The following is a 14,668-nucleotide window of genomic DNA, read 5'->3' as shown; positions in this document are numbered from 1 at the left end:
TTAGATACCAGCACTATTTCAGATAACGCTGGTATGATTCATTACAGCTGCTCTAAAAAGGTTTTGGCGCGCTGTATGGCGTGTTTGACCTGTTCCGGTGCGGTGCCGCCTAAGTGGTTACGAGCCGAAACGGAGCCTTCTAAAGTCAGTACTTGATAGACATCCTCATCAATCAAATCACTAAAGCCTTTTAACACTTCTAAAGGCATTTCAGATAAATCCATGCCCTGCTTAATGCCATAGGCAACCGCTAACCCCACCACTTCATGTGCATCTCGGAAGGGGAGGCCTTTATTGACCAGATAGTCTGCTAAGTCCGTGGCCGTAGAAAAGCCGCGTTTAGCCGCTTCATAGGTATTTTCGCGTTTAACAATGATCGCTGGGATCATATCGGCAAAGGCACGTAGACTGCCTTTTAAAGTATCAATGGTGTCAAAGAGGGGTTCTTTATCTTCTTGATTGTCTTTATTGTAGGCCAAAGGTTGAGACTTCATTAAAGTGAGCAGACTCATTAAATGACCATAGACGCGTCCAGTTTTGCCTCTCACCAGTTCGGGCACATCTGGATTTTTTTTCTGCGGCATAATGGAGGAGCCGGTGCAGAAGCGGTCAGGCAGATCAATAAACTGGAATTGAGCGGAAGACCATAGCACCAACTCTTCTGAAAAGCGTGACAGGTGCATCATCAGCACGCTGGCAAAGGCTTCAAACTCAATGGCAAAATCGCGATCAGAAACCCCATCCAGTGAGTTTTCTGAAATGCGCTCAAAACCAAGAAGTTCTGCGGTATAAGCTCGGTCAATCGGATAGGTGGTGCCGGCTAAAGCGGCAGAGCCGAGTGGCAAGGTATTGGTGCGTTTCCGACAATCTTGCAAGCGTTCAAAATCTCGCTTAATCATCTCAAACCACGCCATCATATGGTGACCAAAAGTGACTGGCTGCGCGGTTTGCAAGTGGGTAAAGCCAGGCATAATGGTCTCAGCCTCTTTTTCCGCCAAATGGACGATCCCTTCCATTAGACGTTTCAATTCAGGCAAAATCGTTTCATCCATCTCATCCCGTAAATAGAGGCGGATATCGGTCGCTACCTGGTCATTGCGTGAACGACCTGTATGAAGTTTTTTTCCGGTGATGCCAATGAGATCGGTTAAACGCGCTTCAATATTCATATGAATATCTTCTTGCGCAATTGACCATTCAAATTCGCCGCGTTCAATCTCTTGCTGAATTTGGGTTAAGCCGTCAATAATGGCTTGTAGCTCATCAGTGGTCAAAATGCCGACCTTGTTCAGCATCTTGGCATGAGCGATTGAACCCTGAATATCTTGACGATACATGCGTTGGTCAAATTGAATGGAGGCGGTAAAAGCTTCCACAAAAGCGTCTGTAGATTCGGAAAAACGTGCGCTGGACAGTTTGGCTTTATTGACTTTATTGTTCATAATCGGCTCTCAAAATAAAAAATCTATTATAAATCATTCAAACAAAGCCGGTTAAGTTCAGTAAAATGATAATTAATTAAAAGAGACCTTTGCACGAGATGGTTCTACGGCTAAAAATGGCTAAAATTTCCCCTATCGTTGTTGGAAAACTTGGCAATAGCTGGCTATTGCCTGCGTTTCCCGCCTAGATATGGAAAATTTTTTCTCATTTTTAGTTCGCATCCCACTCATGCAAAGGTCTCTATAAAATTAAATCTGAAATTAAGGATAAAGCCATGGCAAAAACGAAACTTCGTATCGCAACCCGTAAAAGTCCACTGGCCATGTGGCAGTCTGAATTTGTGAAGGCGCAACTGGAAGCCGCGCATCCGCAGCTTGAAGTCAAGTTGATTGGGATGACGACACAAGGGGATAAAATTTTGGATGTCCCTTTGGCAAAAATCGGTGGCAAAGGCTTATTTACCAAAGAGTTGGAAGAGCGGATCGCTGAAGGTGAAGCGGATATTGCTGTGCACTCCATGAAAGATGTGCCGATGGAGTTGCCAGAAGGCTTTATGCTGGGCGCCATTTTAGAGCGTCATGACCCAACGGATGCGTTTGTTTCCAATCGCTTTGAAAGTTTGGATGAGATGCCCGCCGGCAGCATTTTAGGGACCTCTAGCCTACGCCGTAAAGCGCAGTTACAAGCGCTCTATCCTGAGCTTGTGATTAAAGATTTGCGCGGTAATGTCGGGACACGTTTAAGTAAACTGGATGCGGGTGAATATGATGCCATTATTTTGGCAACTGCCGGTTTAGAGCGATTAGAGATGCCAGAGCGCATTAAGAGTAAAATTTCACCCGAAGTGTGCCTGCCCGCAGTGGCGCAAGGCGCGATTGGTGTTGAGTGTTTAATTGAGGATGAAGAGACACGTGCCCTCGTTGCCTGTTTAAATCATACTCCGACTGAAATTCGGGTGCGGGCTGAGCGGGCGATGAATCACCGTCTACAGGGGGGATGCCAGGTGCCCATTGGCGGTTATGCTGAAATTTTAGACAATGACACCCTAGAACTGAAAGGCTTGGTGGGGGCTTTGGATGGCTCTCAATTGATTTTACAAGCACTTGTGGGCAGTACGGAAGCGCCAGAACAGTTGGGGTATGATGTGGCTGAGGGCTTATTGGCCAAAGGAGCGGGTGAAATTTTGCAAGAGGTGTATCAACAGTAGGGTTAAGTCTTATCTATGCCCCGTTTTGCTTTATTGAACACACGTCCTGCGCATCAAGCGAGGGCGTTAAAGGATTTAGTGCAGCAAGCAGGTGGGCAAAGTTTTGCATGTCCGACCTTAAAAATTGAACCGATTGAATATGCTGAACCGGCTGTTTCAGCATGGCAGACCGCTTTAACCGAAGCGTCTTTATGGGCGGTGACCAGTGCTAATGCGGTGGCGCCTTTACAGCGTTTATTAACCCAGTGCGCCATTGAAAAGGGTGCTGTTCTCGCGATTGGTGAAGCGACTTATCAGGCATTACAAAATCAGCTCGCTGAGTTTTGGCAACGGCCAGGCGCTCAGTTGTTACCGCCACTACATTTGCAAGGGGGGCAAAAGCGGGCGGACAGTGAGGCTTTACTCACGCATCCAGTGCTGCAAAAATTGACACCGGGCCAATCTGTGGTGTTGATAAAAGGTGAGGGCGGACGAGACCATATGCAACGCGCTCTGGAGCAGAAGGGGGTGAATGTTATTGAGCTCCCACTTTATCGACGAGTGGCTGCCCCATTTTGTCCGGATCAATGGCAGGCCTTTATTCGAGCGCAAGCGCCTAAAATAATTTTAGCAACCAGTTTTGAAAGTTTGAAAGCGCTCTGGCAGGGCTGGGAAAATTGGCAAATTTCACAAAAATCGACTCATCTTTTGCCCAATTTGCCATTGCTGGTGTTTAGTGAGCGGATTGCCGATCTGGCTCAGCAAGCGGGTTGGCAAGGGCCGATAGTGGTTGCCCCTGAGACCTCAAATTCTGGCATTTTACAAGGGATAGAGACCCTAATAGGAGTGACATATGAGTGAACCTGTAACCCCAAAAGTGAAAAAACATATTATCGAGGGTGAATACGCAGATGCGTCGCAAACCGATGCCAAAAAAGCTTCGGTGGGTTCTGAGGGAAGCTCAAAAGAACAGGAGGCTTCTAAATCGGGAAGTGCCTGGTGGCGGCCAAAATCGTTTACGCAATGGTTACAGCTATTGCTGGCAATATTAATGAGTTTAATTTTATTCTATTTTGTTCAGCAGAGCCGCACACAAACGGAGCAAGTGGAAGCCATTAACCGACTTCAGTTAAAAACTTACGAGTTGAGCCAGTCGCTCTCGGAAATGTCCCAGCAGCAAAAAACGGCCTTAAAGTCACTGACTGACGAGCTCAGTGATCTGCAACAGCGGGTCGCGCAGCTGGAAGCGGAATTACACGCTCCTGAGCATCGGCCAGTGATTTCTCAAGCGGATGTGGACGCATTAAAGCAGCAGGTGCAAACGTTGCAACAAAAGTTGGCCGCCCTTTCGGAAAAAAGCTTTCAGGCGTTACAAGAGCAAGCAAAAGAGGGTGGGGCGGTGATTCAGAGTCCTGAGTTCCAGCAGCAACTAAATACCCTACAGCAGCAGATGCAACAAAAGCTTCAGGGATTGGGAGCACAGCTAAAAGGGCTATTAGAACAGGTACCTGAAGAGAAAAAGCAAGCACAAAATCAAGTGAGCTTAACGCCAATGGAAATTCAGCAATGGGCGGTTAAGATCAATACACAATGGCAGCTTACCGGCAATATAGATCAGACCTTAGCCCAACTTCGAGCGCTTGAGCAAGCCATTGCGGTCAGTGATTTGCCGAATAAGGCCAATTTATTAAAAGCGTTGGGTCAAGATGAAGAGATGCTCAAACAGCAAAGTGTTTCACATGAAACCTTGCCCAATACCCAAGCCTTGAGAGCGTGGTTAAAGCAAGTGATCGTTGAGTCTAACCCGACGCAATCGACTGAATCGTCTCAAGAGGGTGCGAATGCGTCAGCAGAACAGCGACTGATGCAGCGTTTTACACAACTTTTCTCTGTACATAAACAAACGGATCGTGCAGAGTTGACCGCTGCTGAAAAAGCCGCATTGCAGGATATTCTGTTACAGCGGGCGTTGTTTTTGGCAGATCAGTTGGATTGGGCAGTGGAAACACACAATCCACAAATGCTCCAGAAAACCTTGCAGCAACTGCGTGAATTTATCCAAAAATATTATCCGAAAAAACAAGCGGAGTTGGCACAACAGCTCAAACCGTTTGTAGCGCTTAAGTTTCCATCACGGCCCAATTTGCACATTCTGGAGGCGCTATGAAAAAGGTCGTGTTGTGGGGGATCGGTCTGTTGATTTCTGCAGGATTAGCGACGCTTGCCCTGTATGATAATGGCAAAATTTCCCTAATTTGGCAAGGTTGGGTTATAGAGACCAGTGTCAGTTTTGCCTTGGTGGCGCTGATTCTGCTGTTTGCCACCATATATCTAGCGGTTCGGCTGCTGCTTATATTATGGAAACTGCCTAAATGGTGGCGCAATCGCAAACGGATGAAAGCTTACTCTAAAGCGGAGTCCCACGCTTCAAAGGGATTGATCGCCTTGGAATATGGGGATTGGCAGACAGCAGAGAAACAGTTGCTTAAAAGTGCCAAATACAGTGATTCAGGATTGGTGCACTATTTGAGTGCTGCGAAGATGGCGCATAATCAAGGGGCTTATGATCGTCGAGATCAATATTTAGCCAAAGCCAAATCTCTCTATCCCGAAGACATTGTCACCATTGGTCTGGTAGAAGCGCGACTGGTAGCCGAGCAAAACCCACAAAAGGCGTTGGCTTTATTGAGAGCGCTGCATGAAGAAGCCCCACGTAATCGCGTTATTTTGGCAGAGTATGTGAAATTGCTGCAGCAACAAGGGGCTTGGCAGCAAGTCCAAGCGCTACTTCCCTTAGTCAAACGTATTAAAGCATTAGATAAGTCAGAGTTGGCACAGCTTGAGCGAGATTTGGTGATTAGTCAGTTGATGTCGGCGCCTGATCTGAAAAGCCTACAGCAGATTTGGCAAAATTTACCCAAAGCAATGCAATTAGACCCTAAAGTCTTGGCTGAATATATTGAGAAAAGTGCCGCCTGGGGTGAAGAGTCCAATTTGGCTCAATTAATTGAAAAAGCCCTAAAAAAACAGTGGGATGACCGCTTGGTTTATCAATATGGGCGCTTAAAAATGGCGCCTGCCTTCCAACGACTCAAAGTCGCGCAAAAATGGTTGAAGCAACAGCCAAATAACCCCGTTTTATTGCTTACTTTGGGGCGCCTGGCTTGTATGAGCCAACTCTGGGCACAAGGGCAAGATTATTTGAAGCAGAGTCTTAAGCTACGGCCTGAAGTGGAAACGTTTCATGCCTTAGCGAAGTGCTACGAGGCTGCGGGAGATCAAGAGGAAGCGGCACTGACTTATAAGGAGGCCATTTTGCAACTGGAAGACCAAGCTAAAAAGACCCATGAGTGAACAAGCGGCATTGATGCAAGCGGTTGAAGCGATAAAAAAAGGTGCGGTGATTGCTTATGCCACTGAGGGGGTCTATGGTTTAGGGTGTGACCCTTTTCAGCAGCAGGCGGTGTTGCGGTTATTGGCTCTGAAACAACGCCCCATTGAGATGGGGGTGATTCTCGTGGCAGCTCACTTAGCACAGGTGGAGCCCTTGATCGCCTGGGAGGCAATTCCTTTAGCGCAACAGCAAACCATTCAACAAAGTTGGCCGGGCGCGGTGACTTGGGTGGTCCCTGCGACCGATAAAGTGCCCAGTTGGATTACCGGCGGAAGAGAAACGGTGGCTGTCCGAGTTTCGGGACATCCCACTGTGCAACAGCTTTGCCAAGCCTTTGGCGGCCCCTTGGTTTCCACCAGCGCAAATCGCAATGGTGAAGCGCCAGCGCTCGATTGTCAGCAGGTACAGCAAACTTTTCCGAACATATTATGTGTACAGGGGGCGCTTACGACCCCCAATCAACCTTCAGCCATTTATGATGCCCCCAGTGGGCAGAAAATTAGATAGGAGCGTGTCAGTATGCCAGAATTAAATATTAAAGCGGTCAAGACTTACTTATTAGAACTTCAAGCCGATATTTGTCGTCAGCTGTCCGAGGTGGATGGCGAGGCTTTCATTGTGGATGAGTGGGAGCGTGAGCCAGACTCAGGCGAGATGGGGTTGACGGGGGGTGGAATTACGCGTGTTCTGGAAGGCGGAGCAGTGATTGAAAAAGGAGGCGTGAATTTTTCCCATGTGCGGGGGCAAAAATTGCCCGCTTCTGCCACGGCCCACCGTCCTGAATTGGCCGGACGTTCATTCCAAGCCTTAGGGGTCTCTTTAGTCATCCATCCCCGCAATCCCTATGCGCCCACTTCTCATGCCAATGTACGTCTCTTTATTGCTGAAAAAGCTGGCGAAGCGCCCGTTTGGTGGTTTGGTGGCGGCTATGATTTAACGCCCTATTACCCATTTGAAGAGGATGTGATTTTTTGGCATTTAGAAGCCAAAAAAGCGTGTGCGCCATTTGGTGATGAGATTTATCCGCAATATAAAAAATGGTGTGATGAGTATTTTTATCTTAAGCACCGCCAAGAAAACCGCGGGGTGGGGGGATTGTTTTTTGATGATTTGAATGAACAGACTCATGGTTGGGATTTTGAACGCTGTTTTGCTTTTACGCGAGCAGTGGGTGACAGCTATATCCAAGCCTATCGTCCGATTTTACAACGACGCAAAGACATTGACTATGGCCAGCGCCAACGTGACTTTCAACTCTATCGTCGCGGGCGTTATGCTGAATTCAATCTTGTCTATGATCGCGGGACGATTTTTGGTCTGCAAACTGGCGGACGCACGGAGTCCATTTTAATGTCCATGCCGCCACTCTGTAGCTGGAAATATAACTATCATCCTGAACCTGGTTCAGAAGAAGCGAAGTTGTATGAGTATTTAACCCCTCGAAATTGGTTAGCAGATCTTGAAGGTTAAGGCATAGATGGAAGGGGTGCGTTTAGATAAGTGGCTCTGGGCTGCGCGCTTTTTTAAAACGCGCGGCATCGCCACAGAAGCGATTAAAGGCGGTAAAGTGAGCCTGAATGGACTTAAGTCTAAGCCGTCAAAAACTCTAAAGGTTGGAGATTTTCTAGAGATTACACAACCACACCGAAAAGTTAAAATTACCGTACTGGCCTTAGCGGATAAACGCGGTAATGCTGAAACTGCGAGTGCCCTGTATCAGATTGATGAAGAGTACCTCAATCAAAGAAAGCCAAAAGCGGACATGGCACTGGTTGGTTATCGTGAAAAAGGCAAAGGGCGTCCCACAAAACGCGAGCGACGGCAGATTGAACATCTTTTAGAGTTCTAATTTACTTCTAACAAAGCTTAGCTGGTGCTAAAAAAGAAAAAACCGGCATAAAGCCGGTTTTTAGTCAGCAGATAGATTGAAAACTATCCGTTCGCTTTGGCTGCAAGCGCAGCACGTTTTTTCTCGATTAAATTATGGATGATTGGGCTCATCATCAAATCCATGGCCAGTACCATATGTTCACCGCCATAAACTAAGGTGCTTTCGTTTTGTAGCCAAGCGCCTGGGATCTGATCTTTAATCGCTTCTAAGTCTATGTCTTGATGGCGAACATGAGTGACCACCAAGGAATCTTCAGGTTTAGGACCCATTGGGGCAATTTCAGATTCCGTTGAGAATGGATCAGAGGTGTCGACTAAAGGAACACGATGGAAATTGATATGGGTACGGTGGAATTGAGGTACGATATATTCAATATAATCATCCATCCGTTCCATAATGGTTTCACGTACCTGCTCTACGCTATAAGGACGCTCAGTGGTATCACGGTAGATTTTTTGCATCCACTCAATATTCACAACAGGTGCCACACCTATCCCTAAATCGACATATTGTGCTACATCATATTTAGGCATATCCGGTTTTTCGTGCTTCACGCGACGCACCATTCCGTGTAACCCTTCATAGAAGAGAATATCGGTCCCTTCGGGTAGATCTTCCCAAGGGGTAAATTCACCAGACTTAAATTCTTGACCCAAACGCTTGCTGTGATATTCGGCTTCTTCATCTGAATGAATGTAATAACGGCGTTTACCGGTACCTGTTTCACGATATTGTTTAAATAACTCTTCTAACTTTTTGAATTCATTGGCATATTCAGAGAAGTGAGTCAAAACACGACCGCAATTCTTTTTACTCTCTGCCACTTTTTGTTTCATGGTTGCGCGATCATATTTGTGGAAGCTGTCGCCTTCGATGATGGCAGGATTAATATTTTCGCGATCAAAAATCTTTTCAATAGCGCGTTTTACAAAAGAAGTCCCCGCACCAGATGAACCAGTGACGGTGATAATAGGATGTTGAACTGACATAGTTTGTCTCCTTTCAAGGCGTTTTCAACCCCTTTAATTAGGGTAAAAAACGCTAAAATCCTGAATGGATAAACACTCAGGATTTAGGGGTTAAAATTAAAACTTCATAAAATTAAAACTATTTAAAACGATTCTTAACTTTTTTTCAATCACAGTTAGATGTCTAAATTTTCAACCTGCAACGCATTTTCTTCGATAAAGGCGCGTCGAGGTTCGACTTCATCCCCCATTAGGGTGGTAAACACAAGATCCGCTTGCACCGCATCGTCAATGGTCACTTGCAATAGACGGCGGGTTTCGGGGTTCATCGTGGTTTCCCAGAGCTGTTCGGGGTTCATCTCCCCAAGACCTTTGTAGCGCTGGATGGTTTGGCCACGTTTGGCTTCGTTCATTAACCAATCGAGCGCCGCTTTAAAACTGGCAACAGGTTGGGTTTTTTCACCACGTTGGATATAAGCACTTTCTGTGAGTAAACCGGTTAACTCATTGCTTAAGTCGGCAATTTTTTGATATTCAGCCGATTTGAAGAACTCTAAATCGTAAACTCGGCTATTGAGTGTGCCATGTTCACGTTGCATGAGGCGCAATTGATACTGTGCGCCTTCGGCTTCGCTGGGTTCAATGCTCAGTTCAAACTCGACCTTTTGCTGTTCTCCCAGTGCCTTTAGACGGACCAAAGCTTCGCTGCGCCAGATTTCTAGGGCGGCTGAGTCATTGAGCATTGTTTCAGTGACGACGGGTAAGTCTGTCATTAAATTAAGGAAAATTGTATTGTAACGACGGCTTAGACGCTGAATAATACGCTGAACTTGCAGGTAATCCTTGGCAAGTTTTTCCAGCGCGGCGCCTTTAATGGCAGGGCCATCCTGACTGACCCATAAAGCAGCGTTATCTAAAGCTGACTGCAGTAGATAATTTTCCAATTCGCCATCATCTTTTAAGTAGGCCTCTTGCTTACCTTTTTTCACCTTATATAGGGGAGGTTGTGCGATATAGACATAGCCACGTTCAATCAACTCGGGCATTTGACGATAGAAGAAGGTGAGCAGGAGCGTGCGAATATGAGAGCCATCGACATCCGCATCGGTCATCAGAATAATGCGGTGATAGCGCAACTTGTCTGGATTGTATTCTTCAGCGCCAATCCCGCAGCCGAGTGCGGTAATCAGTGTGCCCACTTCTGCTGAGCTGAGCATCTTATCAAAACGCGCTTTTTCCACATTTAAGATTTTCCCTTTTAGGGGCAAAATGGCTTGTGTGCGGCGATCTCGACCTTGTTTGGCAGACCCACCTGCAGAGTCTCCCTCCACCAGATAGAGTTCAGATAAGGCGGGATCTTTTTCTTGGCAATCGGCCAATTTACCCGGCAAGCCTGCAATATCTAAAGCCCCTTTGCGTCGGGTCATTTCGCGCGCTTTGCGGGCAGCTTCACGCGCCCGTGCGGCATCAATAATTTTGCTGAAAATGGCCTTGGCATCCGCAGGGTTTTCCAATAGGAACTCAGCCAATTTTTCATTCATCGTGGTTTCAACCGCCGATTTGACTTCGGAGGAGACCAACTTCTCTTTGGTTTGTGATGAGAACTTGGGATCGGGTACCTTGACTGAAATCACAGCTGCTAACCCTTCGCGGGCGTCATCCCCAGAGATATTCATCTTGTATTTTTTCGCCAGTCCTTCTTTTTCCGCATACTGGTTCAGGGTGCGTGTTAGGGCCGCTCTGAATCCCGATAGGTGTGTTCCACCATCTTTTTGCGGAATATTGTTGGTAAAGGCGTAAATGGCTTCTTGGTAAGCATCCGACCACTGCATGGCGATTTCTACCACAATGTCATCTTTGACGGTGCTGTAGTAGAAAATCTTTTGATGAATCGGATTTTTATTCTGATTGATATACTCAACAAAGGCTTTAATGCCGCCATCATATTCAAACACTTCGTGGCGATCATCTCGGCGATCTATCAATTCAATATGGATACCAGAGTTAAGGAAAGCCAGTTCGCGAATGCGTTTTAAAAGATGGTTGTAATCAAATTCGGTGATGGCAAAGATCTCTTTGCTCGGCCAGAAACGGATTTCTGTTCCGGTTTCATCGGTTTCCCCGACGGCTTTTAGCGGTGCTTCTGGAACGCCTAACCGGTAAGTCTGTTTCCAAATCTTGCCTTCACGGCGAATGGTGAGCTCCAACTTTTCGGAAAGGGCGTTGACTACGGAAACCCCCACGCCATGCAGCCCGCCCGAGACTTTATAGGAGTTGTCATCAAATTTCCCACCAGCATGCAGCACCGTTAAAATCACTTCGGCGGCTGACACCCCTTCTTCTTCCATAATGCCAACCGGGATACCGCGTCCATTATCTTTGATGGAGACGGAGCCATCGGTGTGAATGGTGACGATAATATTGTCACAATAACCGGCTAAGGCTTCATCAATGGCGTTATCCACCACCTCAAATACCATATGATGCAGACCGGAGCCATCATCGGTATCTCCAATATACATACCCGGGCGTTTACGAACGGCATCAAGTCCCTTTAGAACCTTAATAGATGAGGAGTCGTAGTTGTCTTGATTGTCAACAGAATTGGAAGGAGTTGCTTCGCTCATAGAAGTGCTTTGCTTTAGTTATAATTGATAAATTATATCATAAATAGTTCAATGCAAGAAATGCGCTTAATGGTGGTATGATTTAGATTAAGGGAGTCAAGAATTTATATATAAAGCATTATTTAATTACTAGAGACTTAGGGTGTGAGGTGAGCACTTTGCACAGGCTAAAGATGCGTTAAAAAATTAAGGTGAACTATTGTGAAAAATCAGATGAAATTTCCACGTTTAAAGATCGCGGTTTCAGATTGTTTAAGGGGGACGGAGTGTCGCTATAATGGGGGGCATGCTCAGGATGATTTTGTGAATCATGCACTGGCGAAGTATGCAGATTTTTATCCTTTTTGCCCCGAGGCAGCGGTTATCGGAACACCTCGAGAGACCATTCGTTTAGTTGGGAAGCCAGAAGGGGTTCGGGTCATAGGTCAGAGGTCAGGAACCGATTATACGGAAGGTTTACAGGCCTATGGTGATAAAATGATTCCTAAGTTGCTAGCGCAATCGGTGGATGCGGCGGTTGTGAAGTCTAAATCTCCCAGTTGTGGGTTGGAGCGGATTAAAGTTTATCAGCCTACGGGCGAGTGGCATGGCTCAAAAGATCCAATGACCTCTGGCCTGTTTACGGGCCAGTTACATCATCAAGCGCCCTATTTAGCCATCGAAGATGAAGGGCGACTCAGGGATGCTTGGCTTAGGGAAAACTTTATGCTGCATGCCTTTACAGCTGCGCGGTGGCGTGAGCTTTTGAGCCAATCCCCCAGCCTGGCAGATTTTCAGATTTTTCACCGTGATCATAAATATTTATTGATGTCGAAAAACGAAGCGCTTTATCGAGAAATGGGGCAGTTGGTTGCTCAGACAAGAAAAGAGAATTTGGATGAACAGATCATGGCTTATCAGCAAAAACTGTTCGCTTTGCTTGGTTTTCGAACCACTCGGGGACGCGTAAGAAATGTACTGGATCATGTGTATGGTTATTTTAAGCAGCAGCTGAGTGATGAAGAAAAAAACCATTATCAAACCACGGTTGCCGAGTTTATTGAAGGCACGGTCCCTTTGATTGCTGTCATCAAAGTATTGGAGCAGTTTCTTAATCACTATGGCTCGGATTACCTGTCGACGCAGGTATTTTTTCACCCTTATCCGGCAGATTTGGCTTTAAGGTCAGATATTAAGGCTTATAAGCCATAACGCTTTAGAAGAGAACAAAAATCAAATCCTCGGATATGAGGGCGGCAAGGTATAATTTGGAAAGGATAAAATTTGGGAGTATTGCATTGAAAGTTGAGATTAAGATTTTAGATCCACGTTTGGGTGATGAAATTCCGATGCCGCATTATGGGACACCCGGATCTGCTGGTTTGGATTTGCGCGCGTGTCTTGAGCAGGATGTAGTGTTGCAGCCTGGAGAGGCAGAGTTGATTCCAACGGGGATGGCGGTGCATATCGGGGATCCAAATTATGCAGCGATGCTGTTGCCACGCTCAGGATTGGGTCATAAATATGGCATTGTGTTAGGTAATTTGGTTGGATTAATTGACTCCGATTATCAAGGGCCCTTGATGGTTTCGCTATGGAACCGCGGCACTGAGCCGTTTACGGTGAGTGTAGGGGAACGTATTGCGCAGATGGTAATTGTGCCTGTGGTGCAGCCGGAGTTGGTTGTAGTAGAGGATTTTGTGCAGACGACTGAGCGTGGCGAAGGGGGCTTTGGTCACACCGGCCGCAAATAGTTCCACATGAAACATTTAGGGTTTAAGGAAAAGAGATGATTGAATCAGCGATTTTTAAAGCGTATGACATTCGCGGTATTGTGGATGAAACCTTAACGGAAGAAGCGGTCGAGCAGATTGGTCGTGCTTTGGGCTCTGCGGTGGTGGTGGCTGGAGAAGAAAAAATCGTGATTGGGCGAGATGGCCGTTTAAGCGGTCCCCGTTTTGCCGAAGCTTTGGCACGCGGGCTGACCGACTGCGGTTTGGAAGTGATCGATTTAGGTCAAGTTACTACGCCGATGGCCTATTTTGGTGCGGTGACTTTGCCAGGTGTGAACTCTTGTGCGGTGATCACCGGTTCACATAATCCACCGAATTATAATGGTATTAAAATGGTGGTGGCAGGTACCACCTTGTATGGGGAGATGATTCAAGATCTCTATCGTCGCATTGTGGAACAGGATTTTGTGGCCTTGGCGGAAGAGGGGAAAGTGACCCCTTATGCGATTGAAGCGGATTATCTGCAAGCGGTGACCGATTCTGTGCAGTTGGCAAGGCCTTTGAAAGTGGTGGTGGATGCTGGGAATGGCGTCGCTGGTGCCTATGCGCCAAATGTGCTGAAAGCCTTGGGCTGTGAAGTGACGGAGCTGTTTTGTGAAGTGGATGGCAATTTCCCCAATCACCACCCGGATCCCGCCAAACCTAAAAATTTGCAGGATTTGATTGCTGAAGTGAAGGCGCAACAAGCCGATATTGGTTTCGCTTTTGATGGCGATGGCGACCGTTGTGGAGTGGTCGATACGCAAGGCAATGTACTTTATGCCGACCGTCAGATGATGCTGTATGCGCGGCAGGTGTTAGAGCGTGAGCCAGGGGCAACCATTATTTTTGACATTAAATGTAGTTCATTGTTGGCGAAAGAGATCGAAAAAGCAGGTGGTCAACCACTGATGTGGAAGACCGGCCACTCTTTGATTAAGGCGAAAATGAAAGAGACGGGCGCAGCCTTAGCCGGTGAGATGAGTGGCCATGTCTTCTTTAAAGAGCATTGGTATGGCTTTGATGATGGTATTTATACTGCAGCACGTATGCTCGAAATTTTAGCAGCCCAGCCTTTAAGTAGCACGGAGTTATTCGCCAGTCTGCCGAATGCATACAATACACCAGAGATTGAAGTGGCCTTTGAGCAAGAAGGGGCACATTTTGCCTATATGGAAAAATTGAAAAAAGTGGCGGAGTTCCCTGGGGGTCAAGTGTTTGACCTAGATGGCATCCGCGTGGATTGGGAGGATGGTTGGGGGTTGGTGCGCCCGTCCAATACTACCCCGATTTTAGTGTTGCGTTTTGAAGGGACCACGCCAGAAGCTTTAGCGCGCATTCAGCACACCTTTAAGCAGCAGATGCTGAAAGTGGACCCTAATTTAAAATTACCCTTTTAATTTGGAGA

General features: G+C 46.7%; 13 protein-coding genes. 10 read left to right on the top strand and 3 right to left on the bottom strand.

Annotated features, from left to right (window positions below):
• Window positions 1-41: 41 nt before the first annotated feature.
• Entirely contained in the window at window positions 42-1,442 is a 1,401-nt protein-coding gene (argH, locus tag ACYQ05_RS06535) for an argininosuccinate lyase (protein WP_459819478.1), read from the bottom strand.
• A 275-nt stretch (window positions 1,443-1,717) separates the two neighbouring features.
• Here argH and hemC point away from each other — a divergent pair, with 275 nt between their 5' ends.
• Genes hemC through ACYQ05_RS06500 form a run of 7 tightly spaced genes read left to right on the top strand, consistent with a single transcriptional unit; the run spans window position 1,718 to window position 7,872 of the window.
• Window positions 1,718-2,650 carry a hydroxymethylbilane synthase gene (hemC, locus tag ACYQ05_RS06530; protein WP_459819476.1) on the top strand — a complete coding sequence of 311 codons (933 nt, stop codon included), beginning with the start codon at window positions 1,718-1,720 and terminating at the stop codon, window positions 2,648-2,650.
• A 15-nt stretch (window positions 2,651-2,665) separates the two neighbouring features.
• Window positions 2,666-3,490 carry a uroporphyrinogen-III synthase gene (locus ACYQ05_RS06525; protein WP_459819474.1) on the top strand — a complete coding sequence of 275 codons (825 nt, stop codon included), beginning with the start codon at window positions 2,666-2,668 and terminating at the stop codon, window positions 3,488-3,490.
• Window positions 3,483-4,796 carry a hypothetical protein gene (locus ACYQ05_RS06520; RefSeq protein WP_459819472.1) on the top strand — a complete coding sequence of 438 codons (1,314 nt, stop codon included), beginning with the start codon at window positions 3,483-3,485 and terminating at the stop codon, window positions 4,794-4,796. The genes ACYQ05_RS06525 and ACYQ05_RS06520 overlap by 8 nt, the downstream gene beginning before the upstream one ends.
• A complete protein-coding gene (locus ACYQ05_RS06515; RefSeq protein ID WP_459819471.1) occupies window positions 4,793-5,983 on the top strand; it encodes a heme biosynthesis HemY N-terminal domain-containing protein in 1,191 nt (396 codons plus the stop codon). The genes ACYQ05_RS06520 and ACYQ05_RS06515 overlap by 4 nt, the downstream gene beginning before the upstream one ends.
• The gene (tsaC, locus tag ACYQ05_RS06510) at window positions 5,976-6,530 is read left to right on the top strand and encodes an L-threonylcarbamoyladenylate synthase type 1 TsaC (RefSeq protein WP_459819468.1); all 555 of its coding nucleotides are present in this window, start codon (window positions 5,976-5,978) and stop codon (window positions 6,528-6,530) included. Before ACYQ05_RS06515 ends, tsaC begins: the two co-directional genes overlap by 8 nt.
• Before the next feature lie 12 nt (window positions 6,531-6,542).
• On the top strand, window positions 6,543-7,493 hold the full coding sequence (gene hemF / locus ACYQ05_RS06505; RefSeq protein ID WP_459819466.1) for an oxygen-dependent coproporphyrinogen oxidase: 951 nt from the start codon (window positions 6,543-6,545) through the stop codon (window positions 7,491-7,493).
• Window positions 7,494-7,500: 7 nt separating this feature from the next.
• Window positions 7,501-7,872 carry an RNA-binding S4 domain-containing protein gene (locus tag ACYQ05_RS06500; RefSeq protein ID WP_459819464.1) on the top strand — a complete coding sequence of 124 codons (372 nt, stop codon included), beginning with the start codon at window positions 7,501-7,503 and terminating at the stop codon, window positions 7,870-7,872.
• A gap of 83 nt (window positions 7,873-7,955) precedes the next feature.
• Here the strand turns inward: ACYQ05_RS06500 and ACYQ05_RS06495 are convergent, their stop codons facing one another.
• Window positions 7,956-8,903 carry a phosphoribulokinase gene (locus tag ACYQ05_RS06495; protein ID WP_459819462.1) on the bottom strand — a complete coding sequence of 316 codons (948 nt, stop codon included), beginning with the start codon at window positions 8,901-8,903 and terminating at the stop codon, window positions 7,956-7,958.
• Window positions 8,904-9,058: 155 nt separating this feature from the next.
• Window positions 9,059-11,509 (bottom strand): DNA topoisomerase (ATP-hydrolyzing) subunit B, encoded by a 2,451-nt coding sequence (gene gyrB, locus ACYQ05_RS06490; protein ID WP_459819460.1) that lies wholly within the window; start codon window positions 11,507-11,509, stop codon window positions 9,059-9,061.
• Window positions 11,510-11,710: 201 nt separating this feature from the next.
• On the opposite strand from gyrB, the gene ACYQ05_RS06485 reads away from it, so the two are divergent.
• The 3 genes from ACYQ05_RS06485 (at window position 11,711) to ACYQ05_RS06475 (ending at window position 14,660) form a co-directional block, all read left to right on the top strand.
• Window positions 11,711-12,700, top strand: coding sequence for a YbgA family protein (locus tag ACYQ05_RS06485; RefSeq protein WP_459819459.1), 990 nt, complete (start codon window positions 11,711-11,713; stop codon window positions 12,698-12,700).
• A gap of 80 nt (window positions 12,701-12,780) precedes the next feature.
• Complete coding sequence (gene dut, locus ACYQ05_RS06480; RefSeq protein ID WP_459820080.1) at window positions 12,781-13,242, top strand: dUTP diphosphatase; 462 nt, start codon at window positions 12,781-12,783, stop codon at window positions 13,240-13,242.
• A 35-nt stretch (window positions 13,243-13,277) separates the two neighbouring features.
• Entirely contained in the window at window positions 13,278-14,660 is a 1,383-nt protein-coding gene (locus tag ACYQ05_RS06475; RefSeq protein ID WP_459819456.1) for a phosphomannomutase/phosphoglucomutase, read from the top strand.
• The last annotated feature ends 8 nt before the right edge of the window (window positions 14,661-14,668 follow it).

The sequence above is a fragment of the Galenea microaerophila genome, from assembly GCF_054657255.1.
Note: the sequence above shows the minus strand (reverse complement) of the source record. Positions and strands in the feature narration are given on the sequence as shown.